The sequence below is a fragment of the Flavobacterium plurextorum genome, assembly GCF_002217395.1.
GTDB lineage: Bacteria > Bacteroidota > Bacteroidia > Flavobacteriales > Flavobacteriaceae > Flavobacterium > Flavobacterium plurextorum.
In genome coordinates this window covers 1-20655 of record NZ_MUHD01000054.1, presented here as the reverse complement: position 1 = coordinate 20655, position 20655 = coordinate 1, and the positions used below count along the sequence as shown (strand labels likewise).

General features: G+C 30.7%; 18 protein-coding genes. 3 read left to right on the top strand and 15 right to left on the bottom strand.

Annotated elements, in window-relative coordinates; genetic code table 11:
* Positions 1-780: 780 nt before the first annotated feature.
* The 3 genes from B0A81_RS21150 to B0A81_RS21140 all read right to left on the bottom strand — a co-directional run bounded on the left by B0A81_RS21150 (position 781) and on the right by B0A81_RS21140 (position 6823).
* Complete coding sequence (locus B0A81_RS21150; RefSeq protein WP_073075583.1) at positions 781-2340, bottom strand: AraC family transcriptional regulator; 1560 nt, start codon at positions 2338-2340, stop codon at positions 781-783.
* 921 nt (positions 2341-3261) lie between these two features.
* The gene (locus tag B0A81_RS21145) at positions 3262-4974 is read right to left on the bottom strand and encodes an amidohydrolase (RefSeq protein ID WP_208861328.1); all 1713 of its coding nucleotides are present in this window, start codon (positions 4972-4974) and stop codon (positions 3262-3264) included.
* Between the two features lie 463 nt (positions 4975-5437).
* On the bottom strand, positions 5438-6823 hold the full coding sequence (locus B0A81_RS21140) for a leucine-rich repeat domain-containing protein (protein ID WP_089059855.1): 1386 nt from the start codon (positions 6821-6823) through the stop codon (positions 5438-5440).
* Positions 6824-7430: 607 nt separating this feature from the next.
* On the opposite strand from B0A81_RS21140, the gene B0A81_RS21135 reads away from it, so the two are divergent.
* Positions 7431-8285, top strand: a complete 855-nt coding sequence (locus tag B0A81_RS21135; RefSeq protein WP_089059854.1) for an SPFH domain-containing protein — start codon at positions 7431-7433, stop codon at positions 8283-8285.
* A gap of 4 nt (positions 8286-8289) precedes the next feature.
* Entirely contained in the window at positions 8290-8460 is a 171-nt protein-coding gene (locus tag B0A81_RS21130) for an Arc family DNA-binding protein (protein WP_089059853.1), read from the top strand.
* 178 nt (positions 8461-8638) lie between these two features.
* Here the strand turns inward: B0A81_RS21130 and B0A81_RS21125 are convergent, their stop codons facing one another.
* The 5 genes from B0A81_RS21125 to B0A81_RS21105 all read right to left on the bottom strand — a co-directional run bounded on the left by B0A81_RS21125 (position 8639) and on the right by B0A81_RS21105 (position 13853).
* Positions 8639-9172, bottom strand: coding sequence for a hypothetical protein (locus B0A81_RS21125; protein ID WP_123922221.1), 534 nt, complete (start codon positions 9170-9172; stop codon positions 8639-8641).
* A gap of 4 nt (positions 9173-9176) precedes the next feature.
* On the bottom strand, positions 9177-9725 hold the full coding sequence (locus tag B0A81_RS21120) for a hypothetical protein (protein WP_089059851.1): 549 nt from the start codon (positions 9723-9725) through the stop codon (positions 9177-9179).
* Complete coding sequence (locus tag B0A81_RS21115; RefSeq protein WP_089059850.1) at positions 9722-12397, bottom strand: COG1470 family protein; 2676 nt, start codon at positions 12395-12397, stop codon at positions 9722-9724. The genes B0A81_RS21120 and B0A81_RS21115 overlap by 4 nt, the downstream gene beginning before the upstream one ends.
* Positions 12390-13187 (bottom strand): hypothetical protein, encoded by a 798-nt coding sequence (locus tag B0A81_RS21110; RefSeq protein WP_089059849.1) that lies wholly within the window; start codon positions 13185-13187, stop codon positions 12390-12392. Before B0A81_RS21110 ends, B0A81_RS21115 begins: the two co-directional genes overlap by 8 nt.
* Before the next feature lie 111 nt (positions 13188-13298).
* Positions 13299-13853 carry a hypothetical protein gene (locus tag B0A81_RS21105; RefSeq protein ID WP_089059848.1) on the bottom strand — a complete coding sequence of 185 codons (555 nt, stop codon included), beginning with the start codon at positions 13851-13853 and terminating at the stop codon, positions 13299-13301.
* A gap of 543 nt (positions 13854-14396) precedes the next feature.
* On the opposite strand from B0A81_RS21105, the gene B0A81_RS21100 reads away from it, so the two are divergent.
* Positions 14397-14801 carry a helix-turn-helix domain-containing protein gene (locus B0A81_RS21100; protein WP_089059847.1) on the top strand — a complete coding sequence of 135 codons (405 nt, stop codon included), beginning with the start codon at positions 14397-14399 and terminating at the stop codon, positions 14799-14801.
* 187 nt (positions 14802-14988) lie between these two features.
* On the opposite strand, the gene B0A81_RS21095 is transcribed toward B0A81_RS21100, so the two are convergent.
* The 7 genes from B0A81_RS21095 to B0A81_RS21065 all read right to left on the bottom strand — a co-directional run bounded on the left by B0A81_RS21095 (position 14989) and on the right by B0A81_RS21065 (position 20350).
* Positions 14989-16128, bottom strand: coding sequence for a tetratricopeptide repeat protein (locus B0A81_RS21095; protein ID WP_165768108.1), 1140 nt, complete (start codon positions 16126-16128; stop codon positions 14989-14991).
* 124 nt (positions 16129-16252) lie between these two features.
* Positions 16253-16804 carry a GNAT family N-acetyltransferase gene (locus tag B0A81_RS21090; RefSeq protein ID WP_089059845.1) on the bottom strand — a complete coding sequence of 184 codons (552 nt, stop codon included), beginning with the start codon at positions 16802-16804 and terminating at the stop codon, positions 16253-16255.
* Between the two features lie 381 nt (positions 16805-17185).
* Positions 17186-17770, bottom strand: a complete 585-nt coding sequence (locus B0A81_RS21085; protein WP_089059844.1) for a hypothetical protein — start codon at positions 17768-17770, stop codon at positions 17186-17188.
* A gap of 11 nt (positions 17771-17781) precedes the next feature.
* Positions 17782-18144, bottom strand: coding sequence for a lipocalin-like domain-containing protein (locus B0A81_RS21080; RefSeq protein WP_123922220.1), 363 nt, complete (start codon positions 18142-18144; stop codon positions 17782-17784).
* A gap of 82 nt (positions 18145-18226) precedes the next feature.
* A complete protein-coding gene (locus B0A81_RS21075) occupies positions 18227-19027 on the bottom strand; it encodes a tetratricopeptide repeat protein (RefSeq protein WP_089059842.1) in 801 nt (266 codons plus the stop codon).
* Positions 19024-19527, bottom strand: a complete 504-nt coding sequence (locus B0A81_RS21070) for a hypothetical protein (protein WP_089059841.1) — start codon at positions 19525-19527, stop codon at positions 19024-19026. Before B0A81_RS21070 ends, B0A81_RS21075 begins: the two co-directional genes overlap by 4 nt.
* Positions 19528-19708: 181 nt before the next feature.
* Complete coding sequence (locus B0A81_RS21065) at positions 19709-20350, bottom strand: DUF6090 family protein (RefSeq protein ID WP_123922219.1); 642 nt, start codon at positions 20348-20350, stop codon at positions 19709-19711.
* Between the last annotated feature and the right edge of the window lie 305 nt (positions 20351-20655).

The window sequence follows — 20655 nt, the reverse complement described above, 5'->3', positions numbered from 1 at the left end:
TTTTTTAAAGTCTTTTTCGAGAAGAAATGACGATAAAAATGCCAAAATTTGGTATACACAATTTTTTTATTTCAATATAATTTAAATTCGAAGCTGTACTTACTTGTTTGAAAGAAACGATCATTTATTAACCTGCTGCCTCCCTATTCTTTCAAACTGTATTTAAAGTTTATTACTTTCGATTTTATTTATGCATCTTGTTTCCGACAAAATCAAAGGATTAAACAAGGTGATTAAACAAAAAAAAGAAATATGCATTTTTTCATATTAAAGAGAAGAATGTAAAAGAAATTACCCCTCTCAAATCGTAGTTTTTACTAACTAGCCCGCACAAATGCCAAGCGAAATTAAATAAATGATGAAGGGAAATTTTGAAAAAGACTTGCCCGATTACGTAAAAGATAAAGCTTTTTGCAATTGTCAAACTAATAACTACCTAAACGACAAGAACTTATTAAAAATCGACGAATAGCATTTTTTCTATAATTAAATAAGAAAAAAACTACATGTCTATTTATGAATTAAAAACCGAAGCAGAATTTGCTAAATTCCATAATACTTTTCATTCATTTTAGGCATTATATTTTTTCAATATATCATTGGAATTACAGCAAAAACAAATATATTTGATTTGAATTCAAAGAAAAAAATAGCGTTTTTTGGTACTAAATTATTTCGAATTGTTAAAGGTTTTATAAAACTTTAAAAACAAAAAAAAAAACACCAATTTGACAAAATCAAAATTGATGTTTTTAGTATTAATATTTCTAAATAAATACCTTATATTTTTCCTGCTTCTCTATCACGTTCCTCTTGCAAATCTGTAATAAAACTTTGAGGAGAAACACCGGTTACTTTTTTAAAGGTAGTTGTAAATCTACTATGAGAAGAAAAACCACAAAGATCTGCGAGAAAACTTATTTTATACTTTAAAAACTCATTGTCGTTTTTCAAACGGTCTGTTACATAATGTATTCGTAACTCATTAATATATCCCGCAAAATCTTTTCCTTTATTTCTATTGATCACATACGACAAATAACGCTGATTTATAGCAAGTTTTACTGCAACAAGATTTAAAGAAACATCTTTGTCAAGATAAAAGTGAGATTCTTCTAGTTTATGTATTTTTTCTAAAATAGCATTTTCTGTAGCCTCAGACATATACTCTTTAGTAACTTCCTGCTTAGGTTTTAAAATTTCTTCAGCAACTATTTCATTATTTGTATCAAAAATTGATTGAGATTTTAAGCTTTTTCTATTACGTCTAAACAGTTGCACTCCGATCACAATTAAAACAATTAAGATACAGCAACCAATTGTGATGATTATGACTTTAGTCTTTTGATACTTCAGCTGGTTATCTAGTTGCTCATCTTTAAGCGTTTTAATCAATTCATCTGTATTGATTTTACGACTGTCTTCTTCGTCTTTTTTTAACTTCAGATTGAGTTCATTATATTCAATATACTTTTTATAATCTGTTTTTTTATAAAATTGCATTAAAGAAGTATATACTTCCTGTTTCAATATGAAGAAATTTGAAGATTTAGCAATCGCCTCGGCTTTCTTATAATTTAGTAATGCTTTCTTATAGTAACCTTTAATAGCATACACATTTCCAAAGCCATTATAAAGAAAACCTTTGAGCGGACTATCTGATGCCTCCGATTTTGCAAGTTCTTCTTCCGCTAGCTGAAAATGGCTTAATGCTAAATCTACCTTATTCAATAAAAGATAATTTTTTGCAATAAGCTCATCATTTACAGCGATATGAAATTTTTTATCAATAGTAGAATCACATAGTTCGAAAGCTTGTTTTCCTATTTTAAGATTCATTATTGCTCTTAAATATTCTGAAGAAGACATATCATAATAAGCCTTTTCCTGAGAAAGATTTCCTTGAAATTTATACTTTTCATTTTTATCTTCCACTTTTACACTGGCCGCAATTGCTTTCTGTAAATAAGTTTTTCCGATACTGTAAATTTCGTATTCCCGATAAATCGTCGAAAGAAAACCGTTAACTCTTGCTTGAAGATTATAATTTTTATCAATTACAGCTAAGCTATCAGCACGTTTTAAAGCCTCAATAGCATCATTTCTCATACCATTTTGACGTAGAAGAGTCGCTCGAAGCATAGAAGCTTTTATACGCTCATTATTATTCGCAGAAATCTTGTAAAGATAAGCGGTATTTCGAAGTGCTTGTTCAGGATTTGAACTTAGAAGTGTTGTAGATGTTTCTTTAAAAATTTTATCATATTTAGCACTTTGGCAGTAACAAAATTCAATAGAAATAAAAAATACAAAAAAGGCAGAAAATGATTTTAGGCACATATAAAAATAAGAAACTTGAGCTTTAAAATAAATTTTTTTTTACTCTTGAATCAATTAATCAGTTAAAAAATTCGGAAAAATAAGCGAAGCCAATACTATTGCAGTTTTAACTCTTTTACTTTCACTTTCATTTTATAGTAGCTTAAAGATTTGGGGGATTCCTTATGATAATTTAAAATGATCTTGAATAATCTTATGAATATTCAAAAAATTACAAACCTAATTTATATCCTATTGTAATAATTGAGGTAGAAATATAAAACTTCCTGTCGTGCAAATTTAAAACATCAATTATACATATGCTAAATAAATCAATTTTAAAATTTCAAAAAAATACATTTTTAATTTTATGGTAACATAAATTTAGATTGGAGCTTGAATCTGAAATCACCTAAATCTACCACGGGCCCAGTGCAGATCAAGGAAGCGCAAGAATTATAGAAAAAACTCTCGTCTATATGCATCAAAGTATCACTGGCATTTGTGGCGAAAATGATGATGGAAAACCATCTGTGTAGAATTGCAAAAATGAAGTTTTTAAAAAAAAATACAGATTCTTCTTGCATAAACTTAACAAATGAGCACTTCCTGGATTTTGGAATTAGCGATTTAAAAGTAGCTATGCCCAAAAAAGCAGAAAAAAATTAAGAAGCTAATGCCAAAATACTGTAATAATCCTCAAAAAATAGGTTAGATAATTGACTGCTTCCCGCTACTAAGACAAAGTAAAAGCCTGAGAAATCTACATTTCTCAGGCTTTTTTGTGGTTCGAAAATTTTATCAATATTTTTTGTTTTTTTACATAGTCAGTATTTGGGGGTAATGTTGGTTCGAATCCCGTCATGGGTCTGCCCTTTTCTGAATACCGGGAAATAGCAAAGCCCATAACTTTTTATCTTCTTAGTTAGAAGAAAAAGAAAATTATCTTTTATAAATAGTTTTGCCATCTTTAATAGTTTCAATAACTTTTATATCTCTAATTTCCATTTTAGAAATTTTAAGAGGATTTTTATCCAATATCACAAGATCGGCACGTTTTCCAGATTTTAGCGTTCCTTTAGAATCACTTTCCTCATATTGGTTTGCTACATTTACAGTCATTGCCTGCAATCCTTCGTAAGGAGTAACACATTGATCAAATCCTACTTTTGCTCCTGCACGCGAAATACGATTTACCGCAGACCATAACATCATCATTTGATCTAATGGTGCTACAACAAAATCTGTATGATTGGTTGGTTTTAAACCCGCATTTATAGCATCTCGCATTGGGCTTATATATTGAGCCTGCGCAAATCCTCTATTTTTTAAATGTGCTTCATAAAAATAATACGTATGTAAAGTGTAAAAAGAAGGACGAATTTTGTATTTCACGAATTTTGGAATTTGATCTTTTCTCATAAATTGAGAGTGAATTGTTGTTACATTCCAAGATTTATCAAAATTGCCGTCACGGGCAAATTCATAAGCTTTCAAAAAGGAGTCAATTGCGCCGTCGCCATTGCAATGCAAAAGTAAAGGAACATTCATTTCATACACTTTTTTCACCATTTTATTTACAGTTTCCTGTGGAAAAGTCAATTCACCTTTCCAATTCCTTTCACCACTCGGACCACCAGTTAAATAGGGAGTTGTAAAATATGCTGTCTTTCCTTGAGGAGAACCGTCGATAGTTATTTTGACACCGCCAATTTTAAAACCTTTATTATATTTACCCCATTCAGCTACAGGAAAACTTTTTACGATATTATCAAGATCTGTAATAAATGGATAAGCAACGATATCTATGATATTTGCTCCTGCCTGAGATGCCCGCTGTATTGTTAGAATCTGTGGTAGGTGCGTCGCACCTTCCTGTGCAGTTGTAATTCCTGCTTCTGCATAAAGCATTTGTCCGGCTTTTGTCCATTCAATTTCTTGTTCTGGAGTCATTGGATCTGTTTTTTCGAAAATAGGCATAAACGCCATTTCCATAATCAAGCCATAAGGCTCATTTGTTCCAGGCTTGCGAACAATTACACCTCCTGGTGGTGTAGTAGTAACAGCGCTGATTCCATATTTTTTAAGAGCCAAACTATTTAGAACACATCCATGCATTGAAACGTGATCAATCCGCACAGGATTATCTGGAAATGCTTTATCAAGGTCATCGCGATTTAAAAGTTTCCCCTTAGGCATTACGTTTTCGTCATAGCCGTAGCCCATTATGAGTTCGCCTTTTGGTATTTTTCGTTCTGCAGCAAATGCTTTTAGTGCAATAATTATACTTTCAACATCTTTACCTGGTCCTGAAGGAGGGGCATATAATTTACATTGATTTGCTACTAATAAAGAATTAATATAATGGCTATGCGCATCTAAAAAACCTGGTAATAAGGTTTTGCCTTCTAAATTTGTCAATATTGTATTCTCTCCTTTTAATTTATCGCTTTCTGTTTTTTTTCCATCAAAAATTATTTTTCCATCTTTTACCGCAATTGCTTCTGCATAAATGGGCTGATTTCCTTCCATTGTTATAATGTCTCCTCCAAAATAAATGATATCAGCAGTGATAGCATCTTTTTTTGAAGTTTGATTACAGCTCATAAGCATCAAAAGGATGATAAAAAAGGCTATTCGTACTGTTTTTTTCATGTTTAGTGGATAAGTTTATTATGATTATTTTAGATTCTGGATATATATATTCTTCACTAAGATAAAACTTTAATCATAATTCACATAAAATGAGAGACTTAATTTTAACTTTAAAGATGACTTTGACTTTTTTTTAAATTTTATTATTCAGGACTGAATAATTTTAATTTAAAACTCACTTATAATTTTCAAATCCTCCAATAAAAGGTTCGAATTCTTTACTATGAGGGTCTATATTTATTAATATTTATATTGACCATTATGGGATTTGAACGAAAATTTAATATTGCTTGATATTTATTTTATTTAAATCATCTGTAAAATGGTTCGAGAATTGTCCCGTTAGGGCTACAATCTTAAAGTAAAAGCCTGAAAAATATAGATTTCTTAGGCTTTTTTTGTGGTTCTTGAAAATTTACCTCAATTTCTTAAAAAATTAAACGCCAATATTTTCTACTTTATATTACGGCTCAATCTTTTGTATTTTGACAAAATCTTGCCACACTTTCGCTTTTTTGTATAAGGTTACAGCATTTTCTGGAACAAATAAACAAAGTTTTTGCGAAAATACCTGATTTGAAATCAACTGAGGGTTGATGCTTTTATTTGTTACTTCAATAAGGTTTGTGCTATATTGAAATGCTAAATCCTCAATTGTAGTAACGCTTTCAGGAATAACAATTTTAGTAAGTCCTTCACAAGCTTCAAAAGCTCCTTTTTTTATACATTTTACATTTTCAGGAATCATAAACCCACCCTTTTTCCCTCTCGGATACATAACTAATGTATCTCCTGGTTTATTGTAAAGGATTCCTTTTTTGGAACTAAACTTTAAGTTCTTATTCGAAATTTTTATTTTTAAAAGATTTTTATTTTGCGATAAAATATACATATTTATCTCGGTAATACTATTACCTAGTTCTATTCGCCTAAGTGAGTTGCAACTAGCAAAAGATAACACACCAATTTCTTCAACACTATCAGGTATTTTAAGTTTGTTTAAGTTGTCACAATAGCGAAAAGCATCTCCTTTAATTATTTTTACTGTTTTAGGTATGTAAACAGAATTTATTTTGGAACTGGCAAATGCACTATTTCCGATCACTGAAGTGCTATCTGGGATTCTATACTTCCCTTTTTTTCCATTTGGATATGCTAAAAGGATGTCTAGTCTTTTGTTAAATAAAACTCCTTTGATGGAACTAAATTGAGCATTTCCTTCTTCTACTGTATAATTCTCCATGTTGTAACATTCTCTAAAAGCAATATCTCCAATATCTTTTATGCTTTTGGGAATTGTAATAGAAGAAAGATTGTGACAAGCTCTAAAGGCACAGTCCCCAATTTTATTTAATCCACTACCTAACTGTACATTCTTTAAATTAAAACATTCAAAAAAGGCATATTTCTCTATTTGAAGAACATTATTTGGAATAATAAACGATTTTAAAGATTTACATCTTTCAAAAGCACGTTCTTTAATTACAGTAATAGAGTTTGGAATTATTATAAATTCTAAGTTTTCGCAATTTTTAAAAGCTGATTCGCCAATACTGGTCACTCCCTCTGGAATAGAAATCGATTTTAGATCATTACAATCATAGAAAGCATGATTGCCAATATTTGTTACACCGTTTTCAATTTGTACAGTTGATATCGCCTTGTCTTTCCATCTTCCATAAATAGGACAATCTTTCATCTCTCCTTTTCCTCTAATAATAAGCTTCTTAGAAGTTAGAGTCGCTGTTACTTTAGTGCTATCAGGATATCCAATATTCCAGGTTTGAGCATTTGTTTTAGAAACATATAGAAGAAAAACGATAGTTAAAAATGTAATTTTTTTATTCATTGAAGTATTTTAGCTATTCTTGATTCTATGGCCAAATGGCCCACAGATGATTATTTTCTACTAAATTTTAATTTTCAAGGCTGCGCTACCTAAAGTAAGTCTATGAAAAAACTTTCGTTTAGTCAGAAACAAATATAACGAAATGGCAGCATTATAACAGAATTTTTCCTGTTTTTAAGCATATAATATATCACCAGTATCCTCTGGTTACCCTCTACATTATTATAATTTGCGAAATTCTAAAATTCTTTCAGTAGATTTATAGTTCAAAGCAGAGTGCCTAATTTTTTCTTCAAACAAATTATCTCAATATTTCAAAACTAAGATGCACATTTTAAAATATTATAATAATCCAAGATAATCTGGTTATATATTTGAATGCTTCCCACTACTAAGAAAAAACTTCAGAGAAATCTGGAGTTTTTTTTATAAGTATTTTTTAATTTTTTCAAGAATACAAATTGCAAATCTGTATAATCAGAACTATTTATACTTTAATTCTACCATTTCTTTTATTTTTAAATTTATGAAGAAAAAAAGTGCTTTCACATTAAAATAATATATATCTTTATGATATCATTTTAATATCATTTAAATATTGCTTACTATGAAAACAGAAAAAGTTTTAATACCCTTCAATGGTTATTTGGTTTTTATTATCCTTTTATTTTCAATTGCACTAACGCTTTATGGATTTATCTCAAACAACATGATATTAGCAGTGGCTGCACTTCTGCTATCTGTTGTTTTGGCAAAGGGTTTTATTGTAATAGGTCCCAACAGCTCAAAAGTCCTATTGTTATTTGGAGACTATAAAGGAAGTATTAAGCAAAGTGGTTTATTTTGGGTAAACCCTCTTTATAATAAAACTAGTTTATCTTTGCGTGCAAGAAACTTTGAAAGCGAAAAAATTAAGGTTAATGATAAAATGGGGAATCCTATTTTAATTAGTGTTATATTAGTTTGGAAAGTTAAAGATACCTTTAAGTCCACGTTTGAAGTTGATAACTATGAGGCATTCGTTAGAATCCAAACGGATTCGGCTGTTAGAAAACTTGCAGGTTCTTTTCCGTATGACCATTTTGAAGATGAGAGAGCAACCGTAACATTAAGTACTAATTTTGATGACGTAAACAAAGCACTTGAACACGAAGTTACGCAACGATTAGAAATTGCTGGAATAGAAGTAATAGAATCAAGAATTGGATATCTAGCCTATGCTCCTGAAATTGCTCATTCTATGTTACGACGACAACAAGCATCGGCTGTTGTTGCTGCACGTCATAAAATTGTAGAAGGCGCCGTAGGTATGGTTGAAAGTGCTTTAAAACTATTGGCAGATAAAGAAGTTATAGAATTTGATGAAGATAAAAAGGCAACAATGGTAAGCAATTTAATGGTAGTCCTTTGTGGCGATAGTGAAACTAAACCTGTAATAAATACCGGTACTTTAAATCAATAAAAAGATGTCTGAAAAAAAGTCATTTGCATTAAGGATTGATTCAGAAACGATGAAAGCAATTGAAAAATGGGCTAATGATGAATTTCGTAGTGTCAATGGTCAGATTGAGTGGATACTTAATAACAGCCTAAAGAATGCGAAAAGATTAAAGGAAAAAAATGAACAAAAAAAATAAAGCATAAAATTATTATGTAAACTAGACAAAGAACTGCAGTTGAGTTATTTTCTATTAATCATTTACTAAATATCTCATTTTTTTTAAATCATCAATAAAATGATTCGAGAATTGTCCTGTTTAAACTACAAGTAAAAAGCTTCAGATTTCTCTGAAGCTTTTTTTTATCTGACGTTTTTTATTGCGGACCAATAGTAAATACAATACGAGCAGTGTAGTTATCAACCGGAGTTGTAACAGACACTCCGCGCACTCGAAGGTTTAATCCAATATTAGTTACTTCTGCTAATGACAAAACAGCAACTACTCTAAATAACTCTGTATCATTCGTAAGAACCTCCTGATAGGGCGTCGCTTGATTTGGGGTCATACTGCAAAGCACACATAATCCTGATCCGTTATTTAGTTTTCTTACATCAATTTTTAGAGCATTATTCCAAGTTGGATTGGGTTCATATCGTACCGAAATCTTACCCGTACCTAAAAGAAGCGGCACCGTCAAACTTAAACTCATTTGAGTAGAGGTACTTTCATAGGTTCCTGCATAATCAGATCCTGCTTCTGTAATGGTTGGAATAACAGGACTCCAATCTGTACCTCCCACTGTAATCGTTTGAGATTTAGCCGTTATACACACTAATAAAGCGCACGCTAAAAGCAATAAGTTGATAGATGTATTTATTCGATTTTTTATACAGGATTGTTTCACCATCTTTTTAGTTACTAATAGTATAGGTTATCGTAATTATTTTACTCGTTGTTTGTACCAATTTCTTATAATCATCAACTTCTAAAGAAATATTCAGCAAGTGTCCGTTATTAATGCCATTTCCTGTATAAGCACCACCAATACCCGTTATAATTGTAGTAGGCGAAGTGGTTAATGTAACTTTACCAGCCGAAGTCCCAAGAGTACCTCCTCCACTACCAGCAGCAGCAGCGGCTTGAAGCTTTACAAATAGTCCCGCAAAGGACTGATCAATTTGGGCCGTAATAAATCTGGGCGGCGTTGTTGTTTTTTTAGCAGAGGTATAGTTTAACCATTTTGTGGTATTAACAGCAGGAATCGTCAGCGGACGACCCGCTTCTGTTGGAGGCAAAAAGCTAAAAGAAATAGCAGTCATACTTGGTTCAACATCAAGTAATGCAACTTCTGAAAGATTTATATTAATATTACGGTTTCCAGACGTTTGTGCTGAAAGAAAAAAAGTACCGCAAAAAAACAGCAATACCCCAAAAACAAATTGAATCGAATTAAAAATCATTTTTTATCTTTTGAAGTGTTAAAACCTACTCTCATTGGTTTTTGCAAATATTTTATTTCTTTTTCTGTTTTATTTATCTTAATCTGAACCTGCTTATCTTCATTAGGGTTAAGTGTCAAATTTATATCATCAGTAAGAATTTTATATTTGCTGTCTAATGCGTTGCGGTATACTTTTAACTTCCAATCTCCTGGTCTTAGATAGGTAAAATCAAAAGGTTTGGTTATTTTACATATTTTTCTAAAAACTTGATTATCTGATGTTACTTCGACAATTATACTTTGTTCTTTGTCAGCAATATCTTTGTCATCGAGCATTATAATTCCTTTTATATTTGAGGCTTTTATAATACCAAAATCGAGATAATTTCCTCCTTCTGCTATTGTGACTTTAGCGGGAATATCAATATCAGTAATATCTTTTACCCCCAGTGTTCCTTGTTCTATCTCAAGAAAATAAGTATCGGGTTTTACATTTTTAAACAAAAAATGACCTCTTTCATCAGTAATAGCTGAATAAGGCCCTAAATGAAGTTTTACACCTTGTATCTGTGCATTCTCTAAAGCAGTGATATTTCCTTCAAAAAAACCATACTCTTTGACTTTTTTTATGGGCGCATAAATATCCAGCGCATACCGTACAGAAAATGAAAAATCTTTATTCTCTAATTGCTTTTGTGCTAAAGCATATCTAGAAAGCATGTTTATTTGTTGTCGTGGTGATATTCTGTAATTTAATGCCAGTTCCAGAAGATTTCGATCTCTATAATATTCCTCAAGATAATATGTATTTTGATAGAATAAACTCAGATACCAGCGATCATAAATAGCAGCATTTATGCGTCCTCCATATAAAAACAGCTTCTCATCCTTGGCTGCATATCTACTCACGGTAGAATAACTGCCATAAAGACTTATAGAATTTCGTTTGTAATTATAGCTGACGTTTGCAGTTTGTATTGATGTTTTACCCGTTGAATTAATCAAAAAATTAGTTGTTTCTGCAAAAAACATTTGAAAATTGACCGAAAATTTATAAATATCCTGAGTTAATTCAATACGATTAAATCTTTCTTTATAAAAAAACTGTTTACGCTCCATTCTGTCTTCATATTCCTGAGTTCCGCTAAACAAAGAAACCGCACCACTTTTTAAATAGTTATAACGAATTCCTATTTGAAAAGCTTCTCTAAATGGAGCCGCACCATAGAGCGTATCTCTTTGAAAATTTCTCGCATCCTTTTGATAATTAGCAGAAAGATTCAGCTTGGGCAAAATCCGATAATTAACATTCGAAGTAAAAAACTGCGTATCTGTATAATAACCCGAAAAATGAGGAGATGCATATATATAACTCACATTGACATTTAAATCATTAAAATAAGTTTGAGCTTGCAGCTGCCATGCAGTTCCTTGTGTTTTTTCGTTATTACTAACAGCATATTCTCCTTGTATACCAATTTTATCAAAAACATTTGTCTCACCAGAAACATAATGCAAATGATCCTCTTGGTGACTATCTTTTCGTTTCAATAAATATCCGTAACGTATATTATTTTTGGCATTAAAATTCACTTTAGCATAAACATTGATCTCTTCTTTAATGTCTTTAAAAAAACGTGGTTTATTGTAAAAACCACCTACCTCTAACTTCTTGTATTTTTGCCTTAGTTCTACACCTCTTCCATATCTTGAAAACTCGGTCAAAAATGACGAATAAAAGATCTTATCTCCTAAATGGGCATAAAAATTATTGGATTTATAATTAATAAAATATTCTTCATACTGAGAAAAGGCAGTTAATCCGAAACGATCGGGACCGATTGCCCTAAATTCAAGAAATTTTGTATTCTCTTCATTTAAAGCTCCGCTTCCATAAATTTCTCCCTGAAAACCAGATTCATAATCATTTCGCTGCTGTCTCCCAATATACGTTGCTGCTGCTCTAATAGGAAAACGAAGCCAGACATCTTCATTTACAGGAAAAGCGGGAATAACATTTGTAATCTGCGAGGCAAATACAGATTGCGTAGTGTCGCTTTTTACAGAAGCTGTAAGTTTAATTAAGTTTTGCGAAGGTTTGGGTTGTTCAAGATCCGTAGATTGATAAGCATTTATTGTTGCTGCCATTCCAGGTAATAACAAAATAGGATTGTCTCCTTTTACAAAAGTTGCTGCAGAGGTCTCAATAAAGATATTCTCTTCAACGTTTCCCTCATTTTTTAGAATAAAAAAACTATGAATAGTATCTCCGGCTTTTACGTAGCTTGGCGTAGAAATAACATCTAATGTTATCCGCTTTACTTGACTTACCATTAACGCAAAATCTTGAGAATACAAAATAGTATTTGTTTTATCATTAATAATTAAATGTATGCTGTCTTTACCTTTTGATGAATTAATTGGTACTTGAATAGCGGCTAAATATATTTTAGTTTCATTTGCTGCTAAATCAAGATCATAAGGAGCAGCAGCTAAAATCCAGCCTTTTGGAAGCGTAACTTTTGGCGTAACCAAAATATCTTTTGAAAATGGATTAGTAATCTTAAAAACCAATGTTTGTACTTTTCCTGGAGTAAGAAACTCGTTCTGGTTTACTAAATTAACCGCGAGGTTTTGCGCCTGAAAAAAATAAGGAATAATAAATAATAATATAATTATTATTTTATTCATTTGGTATATTTAGTTCAATATTTATTCCAAAAACATGATCATCACTACTACTCGCGAGTATTGAAGCATTATACTTTCCAGCAGGAACTGAACTTAAATCTATAGCAAATAGTTTGGAATTGTTAGGCAGTAAACTCAAAATATCGCTCTTAAATTTTCCTTTATTACTGCCGTCTTTACTATCAAATATCTCGATGGAGGCTTCAACAAGATGAAATATTTCTCCATTATTTGAAATTGAAAGTTCCAAAATATTCTTTCCTGAAATTTTCTTTAAATCAATAGCATCAAAAGTCATTAAAGCACTTGCTGGTTTTTCATTTGTTGTAATAATCTGAATGCTGTAACGAATGAGTGTTCGCAACTGAATACCATTTTTGACATTATTTGGTACAATATCATCAACAGGCTCGACCATTACAACGCTCCAAAAGCTGCCGCCAGAAGTGTTTTCTGGAATAATGATTTCATAAGATACACTAGCCTTACCTTTACCTTCTATTTTTAATAAATCAGTATTTAATTTAATCCATTTAAGATTGCTCCTTTTATTTTTTCCATAGTCTTCATAAAATGAAGCGCCTGTCGCGTTATAGCTATAATCTTGTTGATAAAGCCTTACATTTTGAGGAATATCAGAAGTGTTTTCGATTGTGATAATTCCTTTTTGCAGTGTTCCTTCTTTTAGTCTGTAATTATGTGTCAAACCATTGGTAATAACAATACTTGCGAATAAATTAGTATACGCAAAGAAGACTGCAATAAAAAAGAGTGTTTTTTTTAAAGTCATTGTAGTAGGTAGTTAAGATATTCTGGTAGTTGGGGTAAACAAAAAAAGTGCCTCCTGATTTTACTTAAGCGACACTATTTTTGTTCAAAGATCTTGCAAAAAATACTGCTTTTAGTTTTCACTAATAGTATAAGTAACTGTTACCGAAGGTGTAGAGGCAAACAAACTTGTGTAATTATTAGCATGTAATGAATAAGTCAAATTGTGTCCGTTTGAAGCACCATCTCCGGTATATGAAGCTCCAATTGCTGATACAATTTGTTGGTCAACAGCAGTAAGAGTAATTGCACTGCCGGCAATAGTTCCAAGTGTTCCACCTCCATTTGATCCAGCAGCTGTAGCCGCCTGAACTCTTACATCTAATCCAGGTACAACTGCATCCATTTTGACAGATACTTTAGCCGTTTTTGCACTTGTTGTTGGAATGTAAGAATAATTGAGCCACAAACTAGCATTGTTAGCAGGAGCTACAATAGGCAAACCTGCCTCTACGGGAGCAGTAAAAGCCATTGTAATATTTTTTGACAACGCTGGTTCAATATCCACAATAGCGACTGTGGGAATTGTAATTCCTACTGTGTGAAAATCTGTTCTAGTGTCTTGAGCATGGGCTCTGCCAAAAACAACCATAAAAAATACAACCGATAAAATGTTAAATTTTTTCATACGAAATGTTTTATATTTTATATAAAATTATAAAATTTTCAAACATATCTCGATAAAATCTTACAATTTTAATAAGTTTTTTTGCTTAACAATCTTCAACTTCCAATTTTATGAGTAATAACTTCAACAATTATTAACAATACCATTACTACAGATTAAAAAAAACATCATTGCCTCTTTTACAAAATCTGTTAAACGAATCTATACTGCTTATAAGTCATAAAAATCATTTTTATGTATCTATTTTAATAATAAAAAATTAATCCAAAAATAGTACAAAGCATTGCTAAAAGCAAAAAAAAGCAACACTCTATTTTGTAAGATATAGAGGAAAATTTACGACCCGAAAGTAACGGATTTACCTATCTTGTTTTAAAATATTTTTACACAAAAGCTCAAAATTCAGCAAGATAATTCAACTCAAATTTGAACATAATATCTGACAAAAAAACACTTCTATGAGATGTTTTTTTTATCTTTGAAATTAAGACTTTTTAGTCTAGATAGCTTTATCTTTGAACTTTCAGAAAAATAACATTCATTATGGAACAGAAAATACATCAGGGAAGAAACGTAAAACGCTTCAGAGAAATGCTTGGCATCAAACAGGAAGCTTTGGCTTTTGACCTAGGAAATGACTGGAATCAGAAGAAAATTTCTATGTTAGAGCAAAAAGATTTAATTGAAGATGATATACTTAATCAAATCTCAGATGCATTAAAAATTCCTGTGGAAGCTTTTCAGAATTTTAATGAAGAGCAAGCAATAAATATTATTTCGAGCACTTTTCACGATACTCAAGGTTTGATAAATTACAGTCCAACTTTCAATAATAATCCAATCGATAAATTGATTCAACTTCACGAAGAAAAAATCGCATTGTACGAGCGTATGCTGAAAGAAAAAGATGAAATGATGGCAAGACTTGAAAAACTAATCACGAAATAAGCTTTTATAAAAATATATTAATTCAAACAGAGATACTACTATAACAAAAAAAGCTTCAGAGAAATCTGGAGCTTTTTTTTGTTTTGAACTATCTTACTAAAATCCCTATTTGTCAACATTTCGTTGTGTTCTCGAGCAGAACACTCGTGCCCACAGGGATAGTAGCTGTTATGCCCCGTTATTCTTGTTATTTAGTTAGTCTTGTAGTTGCCGTTGGTTTAACTTTTTCTTCAAGTATATCAATAACACTTTTCTTCAAGTCATCATATTTGAAGTTGTCGTTAAAACCAATGTTGAACGTTGAATGCGTATCTCCTTTTGTTCGGCAAAGTAAATATTTTGAACCTCCATGTTCTACTGAAATTGGAGAAAACTCTGTTTGAATTCTATATTCAATTTTGTCATCTTGATTTACAACATAGAATAAATGCTTATTGTATATGTCTTTTGAACCTTCTTCGTATCTTTCGAAAGCTTGGATTAATTTGCCATTCCATTTGAATTGGTCGTAACAAAACATATCTTTTAAATTGTCTTTAAGTAGGTTTTTCTTGTGAGCTTCATACAATTTATCTTTGTATGGTTTTGCTTTGTCATATTCTTTTCTAAAATAATATATTTGAATAAGTTTAGCATAAGTGTGATAGTCTGCGGGGTCGAATTGTAAATGTTCAACAAAAGCGGATTCCGCTTTATCATATTTGCCTTTTAGAGATTCTAGAAGTCCGATGTTGAATAATGCATTTAAATATGAACTTGATTTACTATCAATTTTTGATTTTGCTGTATAAAATGCCTCTAAAGCTTTGTCGTTATTTTTCTGATCAGAATAAATTTGAGCTATAAATGAATAAGGTCTGTCTGGACAATTCTTTTGTTCCGTTGCCTTTTTATATGCCTCTAATGCTAAATCTAATTTTTCTAAATTATAGTAGGAATCTCCAAGTCCACTATAAAATTCTGGATCATCCGATTTTAAATTAATTGCTGACTGAAAACTTTTTATAGCATCATCATATTTCTGCATATAATTTAAAGTAGATGCTTTAATGTAAAATGGCGCAGGGTCTTTCGAATTTTTATCTATGGATAAATTCATAAACTTGATACAGTTATTATCGTCTTCTTTCATATAATAAGCTAGCCCAATATAATACAACGATTTTGCGGAGTAATCTTTAGATTTAGATGCGTGTTGCTCGATAATTTTATCAAATTGTTTATCGTCAGATAAAGTTTTTAGCTCTCCTGTTACTTTGTCTTGAGCAAAAATTGTCAAGCTAGAAATTGTCAGAATGAGTGTTGCTAAAATGTTCTTAATTGTCATTATGTTGTTACTTTTATAATTAGGCATAACTTGTAAATATGTTTAACGATATCCTACTTATCTATCTTAAATTAGGTTAATATATCAGACAAATAAACAGATGACCTTTTTTAAACTTGATTTCTTACTCAGGCTTTATTAAATTATCTTTTATTTTAGCATAAATATCAAGACTTATAAATTTGTTATTTTTAATTTCACAGTCTTTCATAGTTCCTTCGTACTGAAAGTCAAGTTTTGCCATTGCATTTTTACAATTCATATTTTCCGACTCAACAAATCCTTCAATTCTGTGAAGTTCTAAGTTGTCAAACCCATAATTACAAATTAACGGCATTGCTTCTTTCATAATTCCTTGTCCCCAAAAATTTGAAATTAACCAAAAACCAATTTCTGCTTTTTTATGTTCTTTACTTAAATTATTTAATCCACCCGCACCGTAAAATATTTTGTTATCTGCCGAGCAAATAGCAAACCAAATTCCTGTTTCATTTTTTTCAAGGTCAGCAAAAAAAAGCATTTGTTCTTTAGTTGCTTCCAATGTTTGAAAACTCACGCCATAATATTTAATAACTTCTGGATGTGAAAGTCCTTTGAAAACATTTTCAAGATCACTATCTGCAAATTGTCGCAGTAAAAGTCTTTCGGTTTTTATAGTTGGAAATTCTTTCTTCATGATTTTTTCTTCGTTTCTGATTATGTGTTTTCGTCATCACGGACTTACTGCTAACTTATTTATATGTGTGACAAAACCATACAAATCTCAGTAGATATATATGATAATTTTCATACATTATTTACTTTCAAATATATAATTTTTCCAATACAAACTATTAAAAGGATTTTAAATTTGATTGATACTTTTGGCATTTATAGGAGTGGTTATACAAACAAAAAGCTTCAGATTACTCTGAAGCTTTTTTCATTTATATTTAACTTTTAAAAAAGAAAAAACTACGCTGTTTTGGGAATAGAAAATTTTGTTTATCGATCAATATTACCCAAGTGCATTTAAGAATGAAAGATAATATTATATCAAATTACAAAATCATAATTTCTAAAACTGGTACGATATACCGGCACTAGCGATCCCTTTGTATCCAAAACCAAATTCTGCAAAACCTGCAAATGATTTTCCAACACGAAATCCTAAGGCGTTTACCTGATAATTTACAAAACCATTCCCATCAGGAGAGCTTCCCGGACCTGAATAATCGACACCTTCAGAAGTATATGCAACTGCAATCCCAGAGTACATTTGGAAAAAATTACTTGAAATATAGCGGTAATCTGTACCCAATCCTACAGTAATATAAGAATAATCAAGCTCCCCGTTTTTTGTTCCGCTTACATATACATCTTGTGACATTTTTTGATAAAAACCATCTGCATATACCATCCATCTCTTTGCAACAGCATAGCGATACGTTAACCCAAAAGTGGGACCTGCTTTCATGTTTTGGGTTGTAATTTGTCCACCTGTAAAAGCCCCTGAAAGGACATCTGTAAAAAGGTTTGCCAAGTCTGTTGATGTAGCTGCTCCTACACTGAAGCTAATGTCGCTAGTACCTTTTTCTTGCGCCTGTCCTGTTATCGCAAAACCAAATACAATAAAGATTGAAAGTAATAATTGTTTTTTCATATAGTAGATAATTAATTTACTTTTTTATATTCCAATGTCCCCAACTGATCATTTGTTATAATACGTTTTTCACTGTCAAAATATTCTATTTGAAATTTCACAGATATAAGATCAACAACCACTGTGAGCACCGCATTGTTTTTTGATAATTTCCATTTACCTTTTGTACTCTTATCCCCAACAATTCCAATAAATTTTCCATCCTCACTAAAGACCTGGAAAACCTCATCACTTTTAAATTTTTCTTTTATACTTTTCTCTTTCCCATTCTTTGTTAGTTTTACCAGTTGCCATTTACCAATAAGTTGAGCCGATGTTTGTGCAGAGATAGTGCACATAAAAAAGAAAAGTATTACAGACAGAGTGGTTTTCATAAATATTTTTTTAAGTTGATTTTTTATTATTATTTTCCTCCCTAATTCCGCACAATGTCAAGCCTCTTGACGATATAGCGGATTATTCATTTTTAATTGTTTCGTAATAGACACTATTAAAATGTCGCGTATAGGGATCGAACATTTTTTTATTTTCAGCATACAACTCTAAGGCAATTTTTTTATACTTTTTATATTCTTTTTGGTTTTGTAAGACTTTATAAACCTTACATTTATAATAAGAATTGTCTGCAAACTCATTTATCTTTGTTTGTTTTTCAAATGCTTTTAAAGCATTCTTATAATCTTTAACTTGATAATACGTTACACCTAATTGATAGTAATCATACAATCCAGCCGAATAATCTTTTGTTTTTAATTGTTCGTTGAATATTTTAATTGCTTTTTTCTTTTGATTAATTGCACTATAACAAATACCTTTTGTTATGTTCAAATGATAATCTCCATTTGTTGAATATCCTATGTTGTAATTTGCCAAACTATCCAGTTTTTCAATGTCTTTAATTGCGCCTTTATAATCTCTAAAAAATTGATAACGACACCAAGCACGATAACCTAAATTTAAACTATAATCTAAATCAACTGCTTTGTCTATTAACTTTTTCCAGGTTAAAAAGTCCCCGCTTTTTAAATACGCTGTTGATTTTTCTCTGTACGCATATGCAAAATTTGGAGAAATTTTAATTGCATTATCAAGAACTTCTTGAAACTCTCTTTGAAATTGATACAGTTTCTCTATTTTTTCTGCCTCAATACAGGCTTTGTATTGCAAGGTGTCGCCTACGTACAAAAAAGCATTACAATTTGGTTGAGAAAATAAATAAACTGGGCAAAGCAAGAATAAGTAAATTAAGTTTTTCAAGGTAATATTTCTTTTAATTGTCCATTTTCTATTTTGAAAATCAAATATTGATAATAGTCAACTCCTTTGTATTTTTTCTCTTTCCAACCTTTTAAGTTTTTTGTAATACTCATAAGTTGTTCTGTTATTGATGGAACAAAAACTTTCTCTTCATAATTTTCGTTCATAGAAATCAAACGAAATCTATCTGTTTTTCCCTTGCAGTTAACAACAAAATTAATTCGGATTAACCCTGTTTCGTTTTTAATGATTTCTGATTTATATTTTTCAGCAAACTCTTTTTCAATGGCTAATTTATCTCCTTCGTATACCAAACCATCGCCCATATTAAAGTATTGATAAATATGTTTTGGATTACATAACTCAAAATCTTTATTGTCAATTTCTGCATTAAATTCGATGTCTCCAATATACTTTGGATAGACGGATTTAGTTTCGCTTTTTCCCTGACCGAAAGAAATTAATGGTATAATCAAAAGGAATTTTAATACTTTAGTCATTGTATATTTGTTTCTTTTTTGTGCGATTCTCCAAGGGTGAAATCGTTGAAAATTTTCTGATGCGATTGCGGTTTTGGACTAAATTAAGCTCTCTCTTAGGGTTTGTCATCATCTCAAGTACAAAACCAGCTTTAAACAAAGCCTAAAGCTGGCATATAACTAAACAACGGTTGTGAGTGTCTTATTTACTCAGCTCTTTTTCAATTTCTTTAATAAGTTCAATTGTTAGTGGTTTTGTATTTTTGTCATAAACTCTTATGTTATTATTACCTAGTTTGACAAGAAATTCAAGTGTCTTTTTAAATTTTGGGTCTGCATACATCTCTTGTTCTGATTTATCTGCATTTTCTATCATTTTATCAAAACACTTAAACAGGAAATCATTATAATATTTATCGACTTCGTTGATTGCCGGTACATATATTTGGTAATAATTTAAGATTTTCTGTTTTAATTTTTCGTCTTCAATATATCCAATTTTACCACTAGACTTAAAACCTTCAAAATTTCCAATATTCATTTTTGGTCCATGTGAATAAATTGGGAACTCAACTTTATTTTTAGACTTATAAATACTGTCAAGTTGGTGAGGCGTTAGTGCTAAAATTTTTTCATAATCCATGTTTGATTTTTTGTATGCCTCTTTTTCAATGTCGATGCTTTTTGCATCATTTTGCAAATCATTCTTTAAATTTTCAAGAAATACCTTTACTTCTTCTTGTTGATGTTTGTGTTCGCTCCAACTGTGCAGCGATATTGAAAGTGTTACTGCAAAAACGATTATGAATATTTCTATGATGATTTCTTTTATTTTCTCTCCCAAAGTGTGTTCTGTGTTTTTCACTGTTTTGTAAATTTTCTTTGTATGTTTCGTTACTTCTTCTTGCATGCGGTTTTAGTTAAAATAGTATCTGGTTAATTTATATATGAGTTTGTTTTACAAAATGATACACACTTATTTGTACGTGTGACAAAACCACCCAAATTAGGGCAAATATGCGTGATAAATATCTCACAATATTTATTCTCAAATATATAATTTTTCAATTATAAATCAGCATATGGACTTTTATTTTACTGTTGTCTTAATTCATAAAATAAATACAGATATGTAAACAAATTATCATA

Coding starts and splice junctions, on each gene's coding strand:
- B0A81_RS21150 (WP_073075583.1), bottom strand. CDS start 2,340: ATGTGCCTAAAATCATTTTCTGCCTTTTTTGTATTTTTTATTTCTATT.
- B0A81_RS21145 (WP_208861328.1), bottom strand. CDS start 4,974: ATGAAAAAAACAGTACGAATAGCCTTTTTTATCATCCTTTTGATGCTT.
- B0A81_RS21140 (WP_089059855.1), bottom strand. CDS start 6,823: ATGAATAAAAAAATTACATTTTTAACTATCGTTTTTCTTCTATATGTT.
- B0A81_RS21135 (WP_089059854.1), top strand. CDS start 7,431: ATGAAAACAGAAAAAGTTTTAATACCCTTCAATGGTTATTTGGTTTTT.
- B0A81_RS21130 (WP_089059853.1), top strand. CDS start 8,290: ATGTCTGAAAAAAAGTCATTTGCATTAAGGATTGATTCAGAAACGATG.
- B0A81_RS21125 (WP_123922221.1), bottom strand. CDS start 9,172: ATGGTGAAACAATCCTGTATAAAAAATCGAATAAATACATCTATCAAC.
- B0A81_RS21120 (WP_089059851.1), bottom strand. CDS start 9,725: ATGATTTTTAATTCGATTCAATTTGTTTTTGGGGTATTGCTGTTTTTT.
- B0A81_RS21115 (WP_089059850.1), bottom strand. CDS start 12,397: ATGAATAAAATAATAATTATATTATTATTTATTATTCCTTATTTTTTT.
- B0A81_RS21110 (WP_089059849.1), bottom strand. CDS start 13,187: ATGACTTTAAAAAAAACACTCTTTTTTATTGCAGTCTTCTTTGCGTAT.
- B0A81_RS21105 (WP_089059848.1), bottom strand. CDS start 13,853: ATGAAAAAATTTAACATTTTATCGGTTGTATTTTTTATGGTTGTTTTT.
- B0A81_RS21100 (WP_089059847.1), top strand. CDS start 14,397: ATGGAACAGAAAATACATCAGGGAAGAAACGTAAAACGCTTCAGAGAA.
- B0A81_RS21095 (WP_165768108.1), bottom strand. CDS start 16,128: ATGACAATTAAGAACATTTTAGCAACACTCATTCTGACAATTTCTAGC.
- B0A81_RS21090 (WP_089059845.1), bottom strand. CDS start 16,804: ATGAAGAAAGAATTTCCAACTATAAAAACCGAAAGACTTTTACTGCGA.
- B0A81_RS21085 (WP_089059844.1), bottom strand. CDS start 17,770: ATGAAAAAACAATTATTACTTTCAATCTTTATTGTATTTGGTTTTGCG.
- B0A81_RS21080 (WP_123922220.1), bottom strand. CDS start 18,144: ATGAAAACCACTCTGTCTGTAATACTTTTCTTTTTTATGTGCACTATC.
- B0A81_RS21070 (WP_089059841.1), bottom strand. CDS start 19,527: ATGACTAAAGTATTAAAATTCCTTTTGATTATACCATTAATTTCTTTC.